14 protein-coding genes and 3 pseudogenes are annotated in these 19,175 nt (G+C 58.7%); 10 read left to right on the top strand and 7 right to left on the bottom strand.

Going from position 1 to position 19,175, the window contains the following annotated elements; all coding sequences use genetic code 11:
- Positions 1–126 precede the first annotated feature (126 nt).
- The 3 genes from ACSQ8V_RS08250 to ACSQ8V_RS08240 all read right to left on the bottom strand — a co-directional run bounded on the left by ACSQ8V_RS08250 (position 127) and on the right by ACSQ8V_RS08240 (position 3,556).
- The gene (locus tag ACSQ8V_RS08250) at positions 127–654 is read right to left on the bottom strand and encodes a c-type cytochrome (RefSeq protein WP_436205410.1); all 528 of its coding nucleotides are present in this window, start codon (positions 652–654) and stop codon (positions 127–129) included.
- Positions 647–1,930: a sulfite dehydrogenase gene (gene soxC, locus ACSQ8V_RS08245; RefSeq protein ID WP_436205409.1), complete on the bottom strand. Its 1,284-nt coding sequence runs from the start codon at positions 1,928–1,930 to the stop codon at positions 647–649. Before soxC ends, ACSQ8V_RS08250 begins: the two co-directional genes overlap by 8 nt.
- 267 nt (positions 1,931–2,197) lie before the next feature.
- On the bottom strand, positions 2,198–3,556 hold the full coding sequence (locus ACSQ8V_RS08240; protein WP_436181557.1) for an LLM class flavin-dependent oxidoreductase: 1,359 nt from the start codon (positions 3,554–3,556) through the stop codon (positions 2,198–2,200).
- A gap of 182 nt (positions 3,557–3,738) precedes the next feature.
- Here ACSQ8V_RS08240 and ACSQ8V_RS08235 point away from each other — a divergent pair, with 182 nt between their 5' ends.
- From ACSQ8V_RS08235 to ACSQ8V_RS08220, 4 genes are read left to right on the top strand one after another with little or no spacing between them, the layout of a single operon-like run.
- Positions 3,739–4,767 carry a sugar ABC transporter substrate-binding protein gene (locus ACSQ8V_RS08235; protein WP_436181556.1) on the top strand — a complete coding sequence of 343 codons (1,029 nt, stop codon included), beginning with the start codon at positions 3,739–3,741 and terminating at the stop codon, positions 4,765–4,767.
- Positions 4,757–6,295 (top strand): sugar ABC transporter ATP-binding protein, encoded by a 1,539-nt coding sequence (locus ACSQ8V_RS08230; RefSeq protein WP_436181555.1) that lies wholly within the window; start codon positions 4,757–4,759, stop codon positions 6,293–6,295. Before ACSQ8V_RS08235 ends, ACSQ8V_RS08230 begins: the two co-directional genes overlap by 11 nt.
- A 32-nt stretch (positions 6,296–6,327) precedes the next feature.
- Entirely contained in the window at positions 6,328–7,320 is a 993-nt protein-coding gene (locus ACSQ8V_RS08225; protein WP_436206618.1) for an ABC transporter permease, read from the top strand.
- Entirely contained in the window at positions 7,313–8,296 is a 984-nt protein-coding gene (locus tag ACSQ8V_RS08220; RefSeq protein WP_436181554.1) for an ABC transporter permease, read from the top strand. Before ACSQ8V_RS08225 ends, ACSQ8V_RS08220 begins: the two co-directional genes overlap by 8 nt.
- Before the next feature lie 294 nt (positions 8,297–8,590).
- Here ACSQ8V_RS08220 and ACSQ8V_RS08215 read toward each other — a convergent pair.
- The 4 genes and pseudogenes from ACSQ8V_RS08215 to ACSQ8V_RS08200 form a co-directional block, all read right to left on the bottom strand.
- Positions 8,591–8,981: pseudogene (locus ACSQ8V_RS08215) on the bottom strand (aminotransferase class V-fold PLP-dependent enzyme); the annotation flags it as partial.
- A 1,274-nt stretch (positions 8,982–10,255) separates the two neighbouring features.
- Positions 10,256–10,567: a hypothetical protein gene (locus ACSQ8V_RS08210; protein ID WP_436181553.1), complete on the bottom strand. Its 312-nt coding sequence runs from the start codon at positions 10,565–10,567 to the stop codon at positions 10,256–10,258.
- A gap of 832 nt (positions 10,568–11,399) precedes the next feature.
- The gene (locus tag ACSQ8V_RS08205) at positions 11,400–11,888 is read right to left on the bottom strand and encodes a hypothetical protein (RefSeq protein ID WP_436181552.1); all 489 of its coding nucleotides are present in this window, start codon (positions 11,886–11,888) and stop codon (positions 11,400–11,402) included.
- Positions 11,889–12,823: 935 nt separating this feature from the next.
- Positions 12,824–13,818, bottom strand: a protein-coding gene (locus ACSQ8V_RS08200; protein WP_436181551.1) for an IS630 family transposase whose coding sequence is annotated in 2 segments (ribosomal slippage) — positions 12,824–13,353 and positions 13,353–13,818 — 996 coding nt in all. Because the reading frame shifts where the segments join, the coding sequence is not laid out codon by codon here.
- A gap of 80 nt (positions 13,819–13,898) precedes the next feature.
- Between ACSQ8V_RS08200 and ACSQ8V_RS08195 the strand changes: the two are divergent.
- From ACSQ8V_RS08195 to ACSQ8V_RS08170, 6 genes and pseudogenes are all read left to right on the top strand, one after another.
- A pseudogene (locus ACSQ8V_RS08195) lies at positions 13,899–14,648 on the top strand (IS5 family transposase); the annotation flags it as partial.
- Positions 14,649–15,354: 706 nt separating this feature from the next.
- Positions 15,355–15,819, top strand: a pseudogene (locus ACSQ8V_RS08190) (CmcJ/NvfI family oxidoreductase); the annotation flags it as partial.
- 26 nt (positions 15,820–15,845) lie between these two features.
- Positions 15,846–16,223, top strand: a complete 378-nt coding sequence (locus ACSQ8V_RS08185; RefSeq protein ID WP_436205408.1) for a CmcJ/NvfI family oxidoreductase — start codon at positions 15,846–15,848, stop codon at positions 16,221–16,223.
- Between the two features lie 52 nt (positions 16,224–16,275).
- Positions 16,276–17,022 (top strand): glutathione S-transferase family protein, encoded by a 747-nt coding sequence (locus ACSQ8V_RS08180; protein WP_436205407.1) that lies wholly within the window; start codon positions 16,276–16,278, stop codon positions 17,020–17,022.
- 334 nt (positions 17,023–17,356) lie between these two features.
- Complete coding sequence (locus tag ACSQ8V_RS08175; protein ID WP_436205406.1) at positions 17,357–17,605, top strand: hypothetical protein; 249 nt, start codon at positions 17,357–17,359, stop codon at positions 17,603–17,605.
- Positions 17,606–17,720: 115 nt separating this feature from the next.
- Positions 17,721–19,061 (top strand): tetratricopeptide repeat protein, encoded by a 1,341-nt coding sequence (locus tag ACSQ8V_RS08170; RefSeq protein WP_436181547.1) that lies wholly within the window; start codon positions 17,721–17,723, stop codon positions 19,059–19,061.
- Positions 19,062–19,175 lie beyond the last annotated feature (114 nt).

The raw sequence follows: 19,175 nt of genomic DNA, 5'->3' as shown, positions 1-19,175 counted from the left end.
AAAATTTCTGCACTGGATTGCGGGGACAATGCGTCGCCATGCAACTGCCGGCTTGCCCTGCCGGGGCGAAAATGTGGATCGGCGATCATGCTTTAACTCAGGCAGAGCGAGCCGCACACGTGGCCTTCAAAGTTTGCCCGGACGAGGATCGGGTACAAAGCCATCGCGGTTAGGCATTCGCACCTTTGGCAACGAGTCCTTGTCGAGCGTCGTGCCGGGTGGAACGATGCCGTTCTGGTTCAACAAAAACGCGCTGAGCGCGTAGACCTCGTCGGACGAGAGCGACTGCGGCGCATTGAATGGCATGGCCCGCCTGATGTAGTCGAACAACGTGGTCGCGTAGGGCCAGTAACTTCCCACCGTGCGCTTCGGTTTATCGCTGGCAAGCGTGCCGCGTCCACCCACCAGTGCATCGCCGATCAGGCCCTGCCCCGCAGCGCCATGACACGCTGCACACTTCGATGCGAAGACGTGCGCGCCCATCGCGACGTCGCCACTGCCTGCGGGAAGGCCGCGTCCGTCCGGTCCCACGTCGATGTCCCAGGGCGCGATCTCTTCCCGAGTCAGCGGCGTACCGACATGATGGGAAGCGTTCGCCAGAATGGGAGAACCTGCAATCGCGAGAATGAAGCCCAGTCGAAATAAGCTAAGCATTGCGAACGTCCCCGTTGGTATCGACTCGCCATTGCTGGATTGCGTTGTAGTGATACTGCGAATTAAGGCCACGCGCGCTGACAAGCGCTTCGCGAGTCGGCTGAACGTAGCCGGTTGAATCGGTCGCGCGGGACAGGATCGCGGCAGGGCCGCCGTTCCACTGCCAGTCCGCTTCGAAGCGCGTCAAGGCACGCTCGCGTGACGAAGTCTCCATGCGCGCATTACGCCAGCTCGCGCCGCCATCCGTCGATACTTCCACGCGCCGGATCGTCCCGCGACCGGACCACGCAAGCCCCGAGATCGGATAGTACCCGTGCGTCGTCAGCTTGTGGCCCGGCGACGGCCTCGTGATCACCGACTTGGCATCCATTTCGAAGACGAACTGACGCGCGGTGCCATCAGCGAGAAGATTGGTGTACTTCGAGGTTTCTTCGCGGGTTTCGAGCGGTGCGTCGACCAGCTTGAGCCGCCGCAGCCATTTGACATGCGTGTTGCCCTCGAAGCCCGGCACGATGAGGCGCAGGGGGTAACCATTCTCGGGCCTTAGCCGCTCGCCATTCTGCGCATACGCGATCATCGCCCGGTCGATGATCCGGTCGAGCGGCAGACTGCGCGTCATCGCCGCCGCGTCGGACCCCTCGGCAAGAATCCAGCCGGTGTTACCTTGCGCGCCGTTTACTTCGTCGAGCAGTGTGGACAATCGAACGCCCGTCCATTCGCAACAGGAAAGCAGGCCGTGCGTCAGTTGTACGGGCATGCCGCTTGGCCCGTTCCACTCGCCACCGGTATTGCCCGAGCATTCGATGAAATGAATCCGTGATTCCGATGGCAGGCGCAAGATATCGTCCATCGTGAAGAGCTTGGGCGCACCGACCAGACCATGAACCGCCAGCCGATGCTGCGCCGGATCGATCTCCGGGACGCCGGCATGATGACGTTCATAGACCAGACCGTTCGGTGTGATCGATCCGTGCAGGTCGGCAAGCGGGGTCATCGATGAAGCGGCGCCCGGCAAAGGCCATGCCTTCGCGGCGCGACGCACGACGTCCTTTTCAAACGGCGATGGAACACCATAAGGGTGCTCGAGAATCGGCGCACCCGGCGTGGTGGACCAGGGTTCCACTTTCAGCGGCGCCAGAAGTTCTGAAGCGCTTGCCTGCGCCGCAGCAAAGGCGCTGATGCCCAGGCCGCCGATAAACCGCCGTCGTCGACGCGAGGTCAACCGGCTAACCGACGTTGTATTGGGGATGTTCGTCGCGGAAACACTTTTAGACATGGGGACGCTGCATCTTGATTGACTCTTCTGGTGGGGCGCAGGCAGAAAACCAGAACGGGATGAAAGCGTGCGGCTCACCCTGCTCACATAGAAATGCCAGCAACTCTATCAGCGCCGTTTTTCAAAGCAAACGAAGTCTTTGTTATGAGTAAATTTGCCTGATCGCGGGAACCGCTAATAGTGAATTCGAGATTTCGCTGCATCTAAAACGGCGCTTTGACAGAAACGCAATGCCAATCAAATACGTCTTTGTGCAGTCTGACGTGACTAATGCCTGTAAACCGTCGCAGGGTGCGGCGCGCTCAAACGCGCACCACCGGCAAAAAGCTTCTCGCGGAATGTTCCGGGCGCGTACTCCCGCTGATACACGCCGCGCGCCTGCAATTCCGGAACGATGAACTCGACGAAATCGCGGAAACTCCCATCCATGACCGCGTAAGAAAGATTGAATCCGTCGATGCCGGTGTCCGCCACCCAACCCTGCAAGGCATCGGCAACTTCCCCAGGTCCTCCGACTGTCACCGGGCTCAGGCCGCCGATCGTCCCCCATCTGGCAATCTCGGCGATGGACCATACGCGCCCGGGGTCGGCCATGCTCATGGCTTCGACCGCGGACTGAATCGCGTGGCTCTCGCGATGTTCAAACGGCGCGTCAGGCTCAAGCCGGGACAGGTCGATCCCGGTCCACCCGGACATCAATACAAGCGCGCCTTCCTCCGACGCGTAGCGTGTGTACGCATCATGTTTCTCATGGGCCCGCGCGCTGTCCGGCGCGGTGATCACCGTGTGCTCTGCAATGATCGGGACGCTCAGTGGATTGCGGCCGGCATCGGAAAATGCGCTTCTCAGCTTTTCCACCGTCCGTTTCAACGCCTGCTTCGAAGGTGCGCCGACGAATACGCATTCGGCGTGTCGCGAGGCAAATGCGCGCCCTTGTGCCGAGGCGCCCGCCTGATAAAGCAGCGGCGTTCTCTGCGGCGACGCTTCCACCAGATGCGGACCGTCGACTGAAAAATGTGCGCCACGATGTCCAATCCGATGCACGCGCGCCGGATCGACATACACGCCGCGCTCTGTATCGTGCAGCAGCGCGCCGTCTTCCCAACTGCCTTCCCAAAGCTTGTAGCAGACGTCGAGAAACTCCTCTGCGCGCTCGTATCGGCTCGCGTGATCGCGCTGTTGTTCAAGCCCGAAATTCCGTGCGGCGCCGTCCGACGCTGAAGTGACGATGTTCCAGCCAATACGTCCCTGCGTCAGATGATCCAGCGTGGAGAGCCGTCTTGCGAGCGCAAAGGGCGCTTCGTAACTCGTGGAACACGTCACGCCAAAGCACAGGTTGCGCGTCGCATTCGCCATGGCGCTGACCACCAGCAGCGGATCATGCAAGGGAACCTGTACGGCGCCTCGCAGTGCCGCGTCTGCCGAGCCGCCGTAGACGTCGGAAAGGCCATAAGTATCTGCCATGAACATTGCGTCGAAGCGCCCGCGCTCCAGCAGCGCCGCAAGTTCGGTCCAATGCGACAGGCTGTCATGGCGATGCGATGTGTCGCCCGGATTTCTCCACATGCCCGTAGATAAATGAGAGGGCGTGTTCATAACAAACGCATTGAAAATTAGCCGCGACATTCGGGTTCCGTAGTGAGTTTATTGATCCAGTTCCCACAATCCTAACGAGAACGTTGTCCCGCGTGGCGCGAATTTGCTTTCCACTTTCAGGCGTAATTGCTTAGCGGGAATATGACTTAGGGAAGTGCTTGCTCCGTGCTAGCTTTCGAGTCCATCCCATCTTTTATTTCGACTCATTTGATATGCAGAACAATCACTTCAGAAACCCAAGAGTCGCGTCTGCAACATGGCGGAAGTCGCTCGTCCGAGTCTTTGCCGGCTCGCTGGCGGGACTGCTTGCAAGTGCGGCGTTCGCCGCGCCGGCGCCGGCAGAGATTCCGTCGCTCAAGGGAAAGCGTATCGGCATTACCGTAGCCGGCACGGACCATTACTGGGACCTGAAGGCATATCAAGGACAAATCGATGAAGTCAAGCGTCTCGGCGGCACGCCCATTGCACTCGATGGCGGACGCAAGGACCCGCAGCAGATCGCGCAAATCCAGACGCTGATTGCGCAGAAGCCCGATGCGATCATCGAACAGCTCGGCACGGCTTCGGTACTCGAACCGTGGCTGCAAAAGATCCGTGCAGCCGGCATCCCCCTCTTCACCGTCGATACCGCCAGCCCCTCGAGCATCAACGTCACCACATCGGATAACTTCTACATCGGCGAGCAGTTGGCGCTCAAGCTGGTGAACGACCTGCATGGCGAGGGCAACATCCTCGTGTTCAACGGCTTCTATGGCGTGCCAGTCGTGGCCATGCGTTATGACGAGTTGCGCGCGGTTCTCAAGTGGTATCCGAAGATCAAGATCATTCAGCCGGAACTGCGCGACGTAATGCCGAACACAGTCCAGGATGCCTACGCGCAGATCAGCCAGCTGCTCAACAAGTATCCGAAGGGCACGGTTCATGCGATCTGGGCTGCGTGGGACATTCCGCAGATCGGCGCAACGCAGGCGGTGGACGCGGCGCATCGCACGGACGTCAAGACCTATGCGGTCGATGGCAGCCCTGACGTAGTGGCCCTTGTGAAGAATCCCAATTCCAGCGCGGCGGCGGTCGTCGCGCAGCAACCGTATCTGATTGGGAAGACCGCCGTTGACAACGTAGCGCGTTACCTTGCAGGCGACCGGTCGTTGCCGCCTGCCACGTATGTGCCGGCCATTATCGTCACGAAGGAAAATGCCGCGGACGCGCAGAAGACGTTGGGCCAGGCCGATGGCAAATGAGCATGACGAGGTGCTTGCGCTGCGGGCCATCTCCAAGAGTTTCGACGGGATACCCGCCTTGCACAACGTCTCTCTTGCGCTTGCCCGCGGCCAGGTTCATGGCCTGATTGGTCAGAACGGCGCGGGGAAATCCACACTGATCAAGATCCTCGGCGGTATTCACAGGTCGGATGATGGCGAGCTCGTTCTCGACGGAAATATTGTTTCGATCAGCACGCCTGCCGGGGCGCGCCAGCTCGGCATTGAAATCGTGCACCAGGACCGGCTGCTTGCGCCGACCCTGACCATGGCCGAGGCGTTATTGCTCGGCAATGAACACACCTTCGGCTTTCTGCCCGTGCTCAACGCGGCTGCCATGCGCCGTTACGCACGCGCCGCCGTGCAGGAACATTTCGATGTCCACATCGACCCGTCCCGGCTTATCGCGGAGTTAAGCGTTGCCGAGCAACAGGTCGTGCAGATCACGCGCGCGCTCCTGAGCAAGCCGCGCGTGCTGGTCCTCGACGAGCCTACCGCAGCGCTCGCGCGGCATGAAGCGGAGCAACTGTTCGCCGCGATTCGGCGGTTACGCGATCGCGGTCTCGCGATCCTCTACGTCTCGCATTATCTCGACGAAATCGAGTCTCTTTGCGACGTCGTCACGGTTCTCCGCGATGGCCGCGACGCCGGCAGGTTTGTGGTGGCTGAATCAACGCCGCAACAACTCGTTGCCGCGATGATCGGCGGCAGCACCGCTTCACTCGTCCCTGCATCGACACGCAAGCCCGGCGCGCCGCTGCTGCGCGTTTGCGCGTTGAGCGCTGCAGCGCGCTTCGAAGACGTGAGCTTCAACGTGCGCCGTGGCGAGATTGTCGGCGTGACGGGGTTGCTGGGTTCGGGAGGCAAAGCCGTAGTACGAAGCCTGTTCGGACTGGAGGCGGGCGTGCAGGGACATATCGAACTGGATAACAAGCCGTATGTTCCTGTCGATCCGCGCGATGCGGCGCAGCGTGGCATTGCGTTCGTTCCGGAAGACAGGCGCGCGCACGGCATTGCGCTCGACCTGCCGGTGCGGGAGAACATCTCGCTCGCGAGTCTCACGCGTCTCGTGCGGCACGCATTGATCGATCGCCGCCGTGAAAGGGAACTGGTGCAGCGGCGCATCGACGGCTTGCAGATTCGTGCGCCGGGAATGGATGCGCCCGCGCGTCAGCTCTCCGGTGGCAATCAGCAGAAGGTGGTGCTGGCGAAATGGCTCAGCACGCATTCGAACCTGTATTTGTTCGACGAACCCACAGTCGGTGTCGACATCGGTGCCAAAGCAGAGATCTATCGCACGATCGATGAACTTGCCGCACAGGGCGCGGCCGTGTTGGTGTTCTCCACCGACCTCATCGAGCTGCAGGGCATCACGGACCGGATCCTGATCCTTGCGCGTGGGCGGCTCGTGCGGGAACTGGTATCGAACGAAACGAATCATCAGGAAATCCTGGGCTGGGCGAGCGGAGCGCCGGTCCACGAACACGATCAACAAACGGTGCAAGCGTGAGTCATCTTCCAGTCAAACAGGCGCGCGGGAATCTGTTCGCTTTCGCGGGTGCGCTCAAGCTGCCGCAATGGTGGTTGCAAAGCGGCGCGCTTATCGCGTTCGTGATCGTGCTGGTCGTGTTTTCGACAAGCTCGCCCCTTTTCTTCACGCTCGGCAATTTCGCCAATGTGATGCAGCAGTCGGCCATCATCGGCACGCTCGCCTTCGGGCTGACGCTGGTTCTGGTGGGCGGAGGCGTGAACGGCATAGCAGGTGGCATCGATCTTTCGATTGCGGCCAACCTCGGGTTTTGTGCGGCCGTGTACGCGACATCGCTTGCCGATGGTCTTGCGCCTGCGGCCGCGGTCGCGCTGACTTTACTTGCCGGAACCGCCGTCGGCCTGTTCAATGCTTTCGCGGTGGTCGTATTGCGCATGCTGCCCCTGCTCGCGACGCTCACGGCCATGAACATCGTGGCGGGGCTGGAACTGGTCGTCACCCGGAACTCGACCGTTTCCGCGACAGGGCCGACGCTTTCCGCTCTGCTCGATAACGGGCCCTTCGCGATTCCGTGGTTATCGTATGCGTTTGTCGGCGTGGGCCTCGCGTTCGTGTGGCTCGGCCATTTCACGCGCTTCGGACTGCGGCTTCACGCGTCCGGCAGCCACCCCGCAGCGACCCGTGCAGCCGGACTGCGCGCCGACGGCTACGTTGCCGCAAGCTATGTCTTGTGCGGATTGTCGGCCGGCGTGGCCGCCCTCGCCTCCACCGCGCTTCTGAGCGGCAGCGCACCGGGTTCCGGCGAAAATCTCCTTGCTGTCATCGCTGCGGTGCTTCTTGGTGTCGTGTTCTCGCGCCGGCTTGTGCCAACCATGGCAGGCACCTGGCTAAGCGTGCTGTTTCTCGGGCTCGTAGCGAACGGTTTCCAGCTGGACAACGTATCCAGCTACTGGATAAACGGCGTGGAAGGCGCGTTGATCCTGTTCGTTGTTTCGCTTACGGCGCTGCTTCGGCGACGCAACCTTGAGAGAAGCAGTCATGCGTGAACTCGTCCTTCGCCCTTTCGGGCGTGCCGTCACTTTCATGGGCTGGACGCGGTATGCGCTGGTCTTTGTGTTTGCTGCGGCAATTGCATTTTTCGCTGTATTTGCGCCCGCATTCGCAACGCTTTCGAATATCGACAGCGTGCTGCTCAACACGGTCGCGCCGCTGGCGATCGTGGCGCTTGCCATGACGGTGGTGGCGTCGCTGGGTGCGGTCGATCTTTCTGTCGGGACGGCCGTCGATCTTGCGAGTCTCGTGTTCATCACGCTTGCAGGACACAACATCGGCATCCCGCTTGCCTGTGTTGCGGCACTTGGCGCAGCACTCGCAGTGGGGCTGTTCAACGGCGTACTGATTGCGTCATTCGGCGTGGAGCCGTTTCTCGCGACGCTTGGCACACTGTTCATAGGCCAGAGCATCCAGCAACTCGCAACCGATGGTGGCCAGCCCATCTATCTTTTGAACCAGACGCTGCCTCAATCATTTTCGATGCTCGGTCATGGCCGCTTGTTCGGCATCGCCTTGCCTTTGTATTTCGTCGCGGTTCTCGCCTGCGTATTGCACTTGCTGCTCGCGCGCTCGCGTCACGGCCGGGGCATTACCGTCCTCGGCGTGCAGGCCGGCGTGGCGCGCTATTCCGGCCTTCCGGTGCGCGCGTTGTTGTATCTCGCGTTCGCACTGAGCGCCGTGAGCTCAGGGGCGGTCGGGTTGATCCTTTCGTCGAACGTAAAGGCCTATGTGCCGTTAGCGGGAAACGGCTATTTGCTCAACGCGATCGGCGCAACATTTATTGGAGCGACGCTTTCGTCGTCTCATCGACCGAACGTGCCGGGAACGCTCATTGGGGTGCTACTGCTAGGCTTCGCAGCGAACGGGCTGCTGCTTGTCGGATGGAACTTCTATTGGCAACAAGTGGCGATCGGCGTTCTTATCTTTCTGGTGCTGGCGGCCGGAACTTTGAACTCGCGACGCCGATGAAGAATGAGTTCCAAGAGTCAGAGGGAGGTCCAGGAATGCGTTCGCTAAGCTGAACAACGTGTCCGTCCAGTGGTGAACACCCAGAACGGTTTGAGGATTCAGGTTGCGCAAGATTCTTAAAAGTCCGCATTACGACGTCCGCTTGAGCACACTGGTGTTTTGCGCCCAAGCGAAACGAATTGATATCTCGCACCTCGAGATACCAGCAATATAGCCCCAACAATTAAAAAGAACGTCGCACGGCACGCGCCCGATTGAGACCATGCGGAGGCCGTGCGAGCCCAACTCGCTGTTTCAACGCCGCGACGATAGCCGGCGTACCACAGAAACCATCTGATCAGCTTCATCGCAGGTGTTGTAAAAAGCGAGTGACGGCCGCACGGTCGCCTCGACTCCGAAGCGCCGGAGAATCGGTTGCGCGCAGTGATGCCCCGAACGCACTGCAATGCCCTCTTCGTTCTGCCCGACCTCTTCCGTCTCATAGCCCTTCAGCACAAACGACAACACGCTGGCCTTATCCTTTCGCTGTACCAATCAGCCGCACACCCGGCACCGGCTGCAATACGCTCGTCGCATAAGCAAGCAGATCATGTTCGTAATGCCCGATATTCTCGATACCCACGCGCGTCACATAGTCAATCGCAGCCCCAAGGCCCACTGCATCGGCAATGTTGATGGTGGCGGCAACTCCATGGCTGTCTCGATGGCCAATGGTGAGAAACAAAGCATGAAGCTGTGCCGCTTGTATGCGGCCAACAACGCGGTGGTCTGGCAAGGGCTAAGGCGTCGCCGGTTCAGAACGGCATGCACTTAGGATGCTGTCGCGCGGAAAGCCGCTGAGGCGTCCGTCATCCTGAGTCGCCGGTACCTGACCGATTCGTTCAAAAGCAGTCAGACAATGCCGCATAATAAACATCGTAGAATTAGTTCGTTTCGGGTGCCTGTCGCTTGCTGTACTGTGTAGACAGCGCCACGATGATCAGGTATCTCGTGACGCCACTGGGCCCGGCAGCAACGGAGCGCATCACGCGCGAAACGCCTTCGCCAGGGTCCAGTCCAGAGACAAGTAAACAGCGCTTACGAAATCAGGCACCTACCTATATGTGGTCAAAAAGGTACCCGGCGCCATTGGGGGGTTATTCCTACACGGTCGTGCGGCTAGCAAGCGCTTTGACGGGCGTGCTTCGCGCTTCTAATCTCCGCGAGATCCGCTTTCACCGTGGCATCTTGGACATTAGAAGTGTCTGGGTCGACGAGGGTGAAATCGGTATTCCACACCTGCCAGCACGCTAATAGTCATTGGGCAGCCTGCAAAGTCAGGTGGCGATGGTTTAAGCCTGTTTCCTTTTGGATGGCAGTAGCGTTGTGCTGTGCGTCTTTTATCGAATATCCGGTGGCGGCCGCTCCGGGCGCAGATAACGCCGCCTTTCCCTCCGACCGGGCACATGGCGTCAGATCGCCAGACGGGATTTCTCCGGCAAGGTGGTCCATCTCGCACCGACATCAGTAGGCCATGACGCGTCCGAGTCAACGACGTGGACATCGATATTCCGGGCATCCTGCCAGCATTATCCAGTTGCTAATTGCCTGCTCAGCTACTGGAGAAGGAGGTAAAGCTCTCCCCTTCTGGACGACATCGCCGAAAGCGCCACGCCAACCCGCGGAAGGCTTCATTCGGTCGCGCCATGGTGCTGGGAACTTGAGGCAACGAGTCAACTTCGACGCTGATCGCGCATCACGTCCGCGCAAGCTCCGCCTGAATGGTGTCGAGCAAACGAGCATCCTCTGCCGTAACGTCAGGAGCGAAACGCCCTACCACGCGACCGTCGTTTCACTAGGAATTCCACAATACGTCGGGCACCGGATTGGGCTCGACCCCGTAACCTTGAGACGCTCTCGAAAGGTGCCATCGCCAGTAGCATCCGGCTGTGCGGTCGTCAGCGTCCGGTACAACGGATGCTAGTCCGTGCCAACTACGGATATTTTGGAAAACAGCGGAAACTTTACGTCGTAGGTCGTGTTGTAGAACGCCAGGATCTCCGCGTCGCTACCCGACTCCTGTCCCTTGAAGTTATCCGCCGGGAAACCTAACACTTCCAGCCCCTCTGCCCGCTCATCCCCGCGCAGCTTCTCCAGGCTTTCGTACCGAGGCGTCAGTCCGCGTTTTGAAACCACGTTCACCACCGGCAATAGTTTCCTCTTGAACCGTTCCAGTGTTAGCGGTGCACCATCAATGGATTTCACTGGAACATCGTAGATCGTCTGGCTCATTGTCTGGCTCGCTTAAAATGAAGGTTCATGGGGTGGTCACTCTCTGGGATCATTCGCGATCGGAAGCTTATATACTGCCCGCGATACTCAACAGTAGCACCGCCGAAGCCCCTCTCTTATCCCTATTTCTGATCCTCTTATAGGGCAACTGACTTGAAACGAATATCCTGCTCATCAGCACGACCGGCACCACGTCAGCTTCGTGCATCCGGCCCGTCGTCTAGGGCATTCTGAATCGGACAAGAACGTCAAAGGAGGGCCCGGCAGGAACCGCAAATGGTTGTTTCTCTCGACATTCCCACGGGGAAATTGGTTTACGGAGCGTATAACCCTGGCCAAGGTACACAAGCAAATCTACGTGCCAAGAATGAACTCTGAAACCGGTATGCAGGGCGGCTCGGTGTCAATAATTTGAAGTGTCAGACCCACCCAGATGAAGTTGATCGTGCAGCGGCACCTGACCTTGCCCTAACGGTCAACACAGTACTCCCCCGCTATAACAAAGGCGAAAACACCAGCGACAAAGGTGTTTCGAGACTCAATCACGCGGCTTCGGCACCCGCTGCCTACGCTTCACGAAGTACGTGACCGTCCTCCATGCAAGAGTTGCTTCCGTTTGGTGGTTAGCCTTTACCGGGAGGGAGTCGAATCCTCTGGACTCCAACGAAAGGTTTCTGCTTTCACATCCTCCTTCCCAGGCTTTCCCTGGCGCGATGATATTTCCCTCTCATCGCCCGCGCCCAGCCTAAACGTAGCGGTTCCCGAACGTCGCTGAGATATGGCGTGCCACTTGCCCTCAGACAGGTCCCTCAGGTGAAATCGCATTGAAGCTTTAGTCGGACTTACTGTCGGGTCTCTTTAGTTCAAAAGAATCCGAACCGTTTTTGCGTTTCTCAATCAGCCTGTTAAATCGCTCGCTAGCGTGCACAACAGCCTGAAGCCGCGTTTCCCGCAATTGTCGATCATGCTCGTTGACGATGATGGTCAGGTTGTCGATCGCAAGATCGTCGATCAACCAATCCCCCGTCGCTTTACCTCTTTGAATTAAAGCTGATAAAGCGCGCTCGCCTCGATCCAATACCTCCCGTTCGATTTGCCCGAAGCCGGCCTCTTCTAGGAAACCTGTCAGTAAAATAACTTGAACCAGGCACTGGGCAGTGGTCGAATCCCCTTGGCCGCGACGCAGTGTTTCCAAGGCGATATGAAATTGCAACGACAACTGGTCCGCAGCCGTCCGCTCCATTGGCAGAAACAGAATTCTCTTTCGCCTCGATTGGGTCGCAAGGCTAGGTCGTTTGGTTTTCTCTCTTGAGGCAGGCATAGCCAGCAGCTCCTGTCGAGTTGCTTATCAATAAACGGTGCGCCACCATGACAGATAGGCCGATGCCGTGATTGCAAAGACCAACGCATCGCCTGAATGAGGGCGTTCAACGTTAGTCTAGATCCAGCATGCTGAAAAACCCTGCACGGCCGCGTGCCTGTCATGTCCATTGCTAGATTTGCGTGGATGCATCGTCAATGAAGTGAACCAGCGTCCATTCACGTTTTCCAGATCGCTAGCGCTTCGCACTTATAGGTTTTGTATATCACCTAGCGTAGTTAGCGCGATGAGGCAAATAGCGTGACTTCCGTTCGTTGATAAAACACGTCGTTATAACAGCATTGCTGCGTTCAGCGTGAAGTACCGCGTCCATTACGACCACAGATAGGTGACCGCATACACCGGCTATGTCGTGCAGGTCCGGTCTCAACTAGTCGATAATGTATCTGCGAACATTCCGCGCGCGTTACTATCTGAATTTAGTACCAAGCTAATAGTGAACCATTTGCCATTAATCGGCAAGATAAGACATCTGCGGATCAGCTAACCGGATCGCACTGTGCCTACCGCTGCCCCGCTATCGGCATCTGATGTGGCGTTGTGCATATATCTGGCGATCAGTCCGGCGCGTGACGTTCGGGTAACGGTCTTGGTGCTGCCTCTGTTAACTCGTGGAGGAACTGCGTAGATTCTCGATATTTGGCGGGAAGATGCGCAAGGACAAACGCAAGAGCCGTGAGCCTAAAGGCGTCTATCGAGTCAGGAACTGGCCGGAGTACAACGCAGGGCTGTGTCGCATGAGGCAGCTTGACCATGTGGATCGACGAGCCCGCCTTCAGGAGTGAGAGCGCTCAAGCGCGGCAGGCCGCAAGTCTACTCGGACGCAATCATTCAGGCCGTGCTAACGCTTATTGAGACTTCCATAATTCATGACATTACCAGAGCGTAGCCTGCATCCAGCACGCCGCAATGATCGAGGGTCGCTTTTGAGCGCTCTTGAGTTTGTTGCGCGCGGTGAACTGCAACTCGCTCAGATCGTTAGGACAGTAGTTGGCCAGTGCGTGTCGCTTGAGCCATGCCCACAGATATTCGACCGGATTGAGGTCCGGGGCATAGGGAGGAAGAAAGGCGATTTGGATGTGCCCGTTCAGTGCATCAAGATAGTCGCGCACCAAGCGGCTGCGATGCGCCTTCAAACCATCCCAGATGACCAGCAGAGGTTGCTTGAGATGGGCCTTGAGTGCTTTGAGAAATTCGACGATCTCTTCCTTGCGGATGCTGCCCTCGTGCAATCTGAACAAACAGTTGGTGCGCGTGAGTCCGGCGATCACCGAGACGTGATTCCAATTGAAGTGAAATTGGATGACCGGCGTCTGACCCTTGAGCGCCCAGGTGCGCACGCGCGTAGGGCGCTCGCTGATTCCGGACTCGTCTACAAAGACAATCAGTCGACCTTCTCGACGGGCTTTTTTTTGAGAGCCGGCCACGTACTGCGTTTCCAACTGCGCACTGCATCTTCGTCGCGCTCGATGGCCCGCTTCTCAGGCTTTTGCACGCTAAAGCCCAAGGCGCCCAGGATTCGCCAGATTTGCGTTTGGCCGAACTTGACGTCGTACAGCCGTTCGATAAGCACTCCCACACGCTTGAGCGTCCAAAGCTCTGTACCAAAGCCGTGCTCGGTAGGCTTTTGCAGAATGGCTCGGCGCAAACCTTCCAACTGGGACTCGTCCAGTCCGGCAGGACGGCCCTTCGATGGCACGCTACGCAACGCTTCGATCCCGCCTTCATCGAGCAAGGCCTTCCACGTGTACACGGTTTGCCGGGCCACCCCCACTTCGAGTGCGACTTCGGCAGGCTTTTTCCCCTTGAGCAGCAGTCGCGCTGCACGCAATCGTTTCTTTGTCGCCTCATCCGATAGCCTCTTGACCATGCCTCATACCCTCAAACAGTTCATTGAAGATATAACGCCCCGGGCTCCAATTGGTTGTCATGTTTTACGGAAATATCAATAAGCACGTTTATCATTTGACGCTTCGAGCCGCTCAGGGCTTTGTGCAAAGTCTTCGTGACCTTGCGATTGCGGACCTGCCTGTGCTCAACTATACGACGCTAAGCCGCCGAGCACAGGAATTACAGGTGACGTTACCTGAAATGTCGAGCGGCGACCCGATTCATCTGGTTGTCGATAGTACCGGCGTGAATCTCTACGGCGAAGGCGAATGGAGGGTGCGCAAGCACGGCTACTCCAAGCGGCGAACCTGGCGTAAGGTCCATCTCGGGCTGGACGTGAAGACGGGCCAGATACGTGCGGCGCTGATGACGCATCAGGACGTCGACTAAGCAAGTGCATTGCCCGGTTTGTTGGCGCAGATCTCAGCCGATGAATCCATCGATACGATAGGCGGTGGTGGTGCATACGATACAAAGCAGTGCCACAAAGTGATCGCCGGGCGCGGTGCTACGCCCTCCATTCCGCCACTCGAGGGCGCGAAACCTTGGTCTGAGGGCACGCCCGGAGCAAGCTGGCGAAATGAAGCGATCAACGGTATTGCGCGAGATGGCCAAGGCGATTGGAAGAAGCGCAGCGGTTATCACCGACGTTCGCTGATCGAAAATGCGATGTACCGGTACAAAACGCTCACGGGGAATTGTCTTTCTGCGCGCTGCATTGGTTCACAAGCGACGGAGATCGCCATCCGTGGTGGCATCGTCAACCGCATGGTCACACTTGCACGCCTGCAGTCCGTGCGTATTTTATGAATTTAAGATCGCGGGTGAAAGCCCGCCTGCACCGTCGAATTTTGCAACAACGCCCTTAATGAGTCGCTCATACAAACGGCGCAAACGGGTTAGTGTCGGGATCCAGACGTCCTTGAAACGTCGATTTGCATCCAACGTCCGCCTGCTAGCGATAGTGCGCGTCAGCGCAAAATCATCGTAGCAAAGAGGGCCGCTGTGGCTAAAGAAGTAAAACAGATACTTATAGGCAAACGGTGTATGTCGTGGAAAGTTTCACCATGCACGTTGTCAAACGTGGCTACCTTGGATCCCGTCACGCTAACGACGGCCGGCATGGCATGTGGCATGCCTCTGCCGCTCATTCCGTCACTCGGTCATTTTTATGCGTAGTACTTTGTAAAGCTATTCTGTACGTCCCACCTTCCTTACAACAAGAAACGCATCCCGAGAGCCAACGCGACGGGATTCCAGCGGTTCGATCGTTCCCATGGGGATAAGCGCAGCGATCGGTTCGACCGATGCCGAAGGATCCGTCGCCAGTACCAAGCACGGCGCGACGTCCACGGGCGTGGGTCCGGGCTATATCCCGGACCGTTATGCTAAACGAGTGCTAAACGATCAACTATTTGGTCGTTCCAGGAACATCCCTGACGATCTACAATATCCAATTCGCTGCAGCGCGCGGCGCCTATCTGGAATAGGGACATTTGCCAGCCACAGGTGAGTCATGCCGATTGAGCTTGTCACTAATTCGATACATCACCTCGCCGACTCTACTCGTACGGTGCAAGCGTATCTGGAGTTCACCGAGCGGACGGGTGAAAAGCCCTACTCGTATGCCGGAGAGCCGCCCGCAGGTGTACCGCGAACCCGGGGCGAATACCGAGGGCACGCGGTTCAGGTGGAAGACGCACGACCTATTGCCGACCGTCTGAGCCTCGACGTCGAGGGCGTTGCGGTGGTACAGCGCGCTTCGGTCGTGCGGGGTTTCTGGGACGAGGCTCAGACCCTCGCCCTCGGTCATCCGGAGACGGCGCAGTTGGTGAGGGACATAACTGGCGCATCGCGCGTCGTGGTATTCGACCACACGCTTCGCCGCCATCAGGAAGGCGCCGCCGATCGCACCCCGGACGCGCTACGCCAGCCGGCCAAGCGTGTTCATGTCGATCAGACGATCCTGTCGGGTCCTAAGAGGGTCCTAAGAGGGTCCGCGAGATCATGGGCGAGCAAGCCGATGCGCTCCTTACTCGACGCGCCGCAATCATCAATGTCTGGCGGCCGATTGCCTATCCGGCGCGTGACTGGCCCCTGGCTGTCGGCGATGCGCGCACCATCGACCCGGACGACCTGATCGCCGCTGACCTGATCTTTCCGCTACGCAAGGGCGAGACTTACGGCGTCGCCTTCAACCCAGCGCAGCGCTGGCTTTACATCCGGAATCTGCAATTGGACGAAGCCCTGCTGATCAAATGCTGGGACTCTGATCCATCGGTCGCACGCTTTGCGCCGCATACCGGGTTCGAGGATCCTACGACACCGCCCGGCACGCCGCTCCGGCAGAGCATTGAATTCCGCACCATCGCCTTCTTCGATTAACGGTTGGACGCATCGTGCCGTTTGCGGCAGATCATCAAAAGGAAGCAACCTCGTGATTGAAGTCCATTACTGGCCGACCCCGAATGGCAAGAAAGTGACCATCCTCCTCGAGGAGTTGGGTGTTCCATACACGATTGTCCCGGTGAACATCGGCCGCGGCGACCAGTTCAAGCCTGATTTTCTCGCGATCAGCCCCAACAACCGAATGCCCGCCATCATCGACACTGAACCGAAGCGCAATGGCTCCCCTGTCAGCGTATTCGAATCCGGAGTCATTCTCTTCTATCTGGCTGAAAAAGAAGGCCGCTTTTGGCCCCAACAGGATGTTCACGCCAAGTATGAGGTAACGCAGTGGGTGTTCTGGCAGATGGCCAACCAGGGACCAAAATTCGGCGAACGTGGTCACGTCTCAAGGGTTCCCGAGAGCGCGGGCGACCAAACTTACGCCAAGCGTAGATTCAACGATGAAGTCCACCGCCTCTATGGGGTGTTGAACAACCGCCTCTATGATCGCCGTTACCTAGCCGGCGACGAATACACGATTGCGGATATTGCGTCCTACCCCTGGACGGTTTCCTGGCAGCAACAAGGCATCGACCTGGACGAATTCCCCTACTTCAGACGCTGGTTCGCGGAACTGTCGGAACGGCCAGCGGTGCAACGAGGTTTGGCCGTGACGGCCGGTGAGCCGGAAGATCCCAGCAGCGTCACACCTGAGGAACAGGAACGGCGCCGCAAGATTCTTTACAACCAGCGCGCCCGTCCTGCGCCCCCCATTGCAGGCGACAAAGCCCGCTGAGACATTCCAGACCTCGTCGGCGCGTCAGACCTAAATATCTGCGGTTGGATTGTTCGAGCGAGCGCATATCGATGGCAGCGCGCTCGAACAGCCGCGCAGTTTTTGCCGAACAGGGTGCACCCGAATTGCTGTCGGCGATGGGTCGTGACCAATCAAAGCGTTAGGACTATGCAGGCGTTAAGTAGGCAGGTAGCGTCTGGCCGTCCATGCCGGAAGCGAAACACGTACGCGCACCGCAAAGAAGCCGCACTGCTATCGATATGCGAAAAAGTTAGTTCGACACTGCCGCACGATTGCGGACACTCAAAATGTTCAAATCGACCCGCCGACAATCATGAAGGGACTTGGATATCGCCCTCATCGAACGCTCGATGACGCCACGGAAAACGCCGCCATACCATCGGACCCGCACTGCGTGTCCGTTAGACGGGTAGCCACCGTGCTGCTGCTCGCTGCACTTCTCGCGTGCATCGAAAGGGAAATTGCGGGCGCAACCGATGGGTCGCTCCTGGCCATTTTCACTGGATACGTTGGCGGCGATCTACATCATCTCGTGTCGATCCTGCTCAACCGCAGCCCATGATGCTACCGTCCAACGTACCGAATCAACTGGTCACATCGGGTAATGGGCAGCACGCAGGCTGTTATGCCGCTGCAAGGCAAAGGCTGCCGCACGGCCGCAACCCGGGAACACGGTGATGGCTGCGGACGCCCAGGGCCTGCCGGTGACAGCGTCGAACGAATCTGCTATCGCGCTGGATTGTGCCATCTCCGACTACTTCGGCTGGAAGGGCGATCCCGTCACCGGATTGCAAAGTGCGGTGGGCGAGGATCCTGGCTTCGGTCTGGGCAGTAGCGTCATCGCTTCGCTGTTCCTGCTGGGCGGATTTCGTGGCGATCATCCTTTCGTCACCACCGCCCTCGGCGCGGCCGAACGCGCAAGCGCCGGCGCGACCTCGCGCGAAGTTCTCCACTTCGCTGCTGCCCGGGCGTTGGCCGCAGGTGAAATCTCCAATGCGATCCATATCTGGGAAAGCATTCTGGTCGACTACCCGACCGATGCATTAGCACTGCGCTTTGCGCACGACGGTTATTTCTGTCTCGGTCAGTCGCTCAGCATCCGGGATTCCATCGCGAGAGTGCTACCGGAATGGGACCCGCAGGGTGAAAACTACGGTTATATCCTCGGACAGTATGCGTTCGGCCTTGAGGAGGCGGGCGAACTACGTCGTGCGGAAGAAGTCGCTCACGCCGCAATCGCTCGCAACGACGGGGACGGCTGGGCGATTCATGCGATCGCACACGTACTTGAGGCCGAAAGCCGGCAAACTGAAGGTATCGTGTTCCTCAAGGCTACGCGCCCGGCCTGGCGCCGGGCCCACGCGCTCGCCGTCCACAACGGCTGGCATCTTGCGCTCTACCTGATCGAGGAGGAGCGTTTTGATGAAGTGTTGGCCGATTACGATCAGCACGTTGTACCAAAGCTCGCCGGTGACTTCCTGCTCGATCTCGTCGATGCTTCGGCTCTGCTCTGGCGACTGGAACTGGCGGGGGCCAATGTTGGAGACCGCTGGAGCCCGCTCGCCACCCAATGGTTGACCCATGTCGACGATCATGTGCTTGTATTCAACGATCTGCATATTGCGCTCGCTGTCTCGCGGGCGGGCGACCAGCTGGGCGTCAAACGCCTGCGCCGCTCCCTTGATCGTTACGCGCGTGACGGCCGGGGCGATAACCGCGACATTACCGCCGACGTTGGTCGTCGGCTGATCGACGGCGTACTCGCTTTCGCCGAAGGCGCCTACGCCCGCGCGATCGAACTCATCCTGCCCGTGCGTTATAACGCGGTACGCGTCGGCGGCAGCCATGCCCAGCGGGATCTCATTACGCAGACACTGATTGCGGCGGCCGAACGCGCCGGCCAGCTCAATCTGACCCGAGCGCTCCTTGCCGAACGTTTTGCCGTGAGGCCGACCGAACGCACCAGACGGCATTATGTGAGAGCCGGCGGGACCACCGTCGCGCATACGCTCCGGTAGAGAAGAACCCAATAGATGCCGGAAAAGCCGGTCTCAACGTTGAGCGTCCGACCGTTGCGATCTTCGTGATGACCGCTCCTTTTCCGTGGCAGTCACGACCTATTTACTTTGGCC

It is taken from the genome of Caballeronia sp. LjRoot31, from assembly GCF_964253885.1.
Taxonomy (GTDB): domain Bacteria; phylum Pseudomonadota; class Gammaproteobacteria; order Burkholderiales; family Burkholderiaceae; genus Caballeronia.
This window is presented reverse-complemented; position numbering and strand designations above follow the sequence as displayed.

Bases quoted from the DNA above. Each gene is read 5' to 3' on its own strand.
- ACSQ8V_RS08210 (WP_436181553.1), bottom strand. From the start codon at position 10,567: ATGAGCCAGACGATCTACGATGTTCCAGTGAAATCCATTGATGGTGCA.
- ACSQ8V_RS08250 (WP_436205410.1), bottom strand. From the start codon at position 654: ATGCTTAGCTTATTTCGACTGGGCTTCATTCTCGCGATTGCAGGTTCT.
- ACSQ8V_RS08185 (WP_436205408.1), top strand. From the start codon at position 15,846: ATGGGCGAGCAAGCCGATGCGCTCCTTACTCGACGCGCCGCAATCATC.
- soxC (WP_436205409.1), bottom strand. From the start codon at position 1,930: ATGTCTAAAAGTGTTTCCGCGACGAACATCCCCAATACAACGTCGGTT.
- ACSQ8V_RS08220 (WP_436181554.1), top strand. From the start codon at position 7,313: ATGCGTGAACTCGTCCTTCGCCCTTTCGGGCGTGCCGTCACTTTCATG.
- ACSQ8V_RS08205 (WP_436181552.1), bottom strand. From the start codon at position 11,888: ATGCCTGCCTCAAGAGAGAAAACCAAACGACCTAGCCTTGCGACCCAA.
- ACSQ8V_RS08230 (WP_436181555.1), top strand. From the start codon at position 4,757: ATGGCAAATGAGCATGACGAGGTGCTTGCGCTGCGGGCCATCTCCAAG.
- ACSQ8V_RS08170 (WP_436181547.1), top strand. From the start codon at position 17,721: ATGGCTGCGGACGCCCAGGGCCTGCCGGTGACAGCGTCGAACGAATCT.
- ACSQ8V_RS08175 (WP_436205406.1), top strand. From the start codon at position 17,357: ATGAAGGGACTTGGATATCGCCCTCATCGAACGCTCGATGACGCCACG.
- ACSQ8V_RS08235 (WP_436181556.1), top strand. From the start codon at position 3,739: ATGCAGAACAATCACTTCAGAAACCCAAGAGTCGCGTCTGCAACATGG.
- ACSQ8V_RS08240 (WP_436181557.1), bottom strand. From the start codon at position 3,556: ATGTCGCGGCTAATTTTCAATGCGTTTGTTATGAACACGCCCTCTCAT.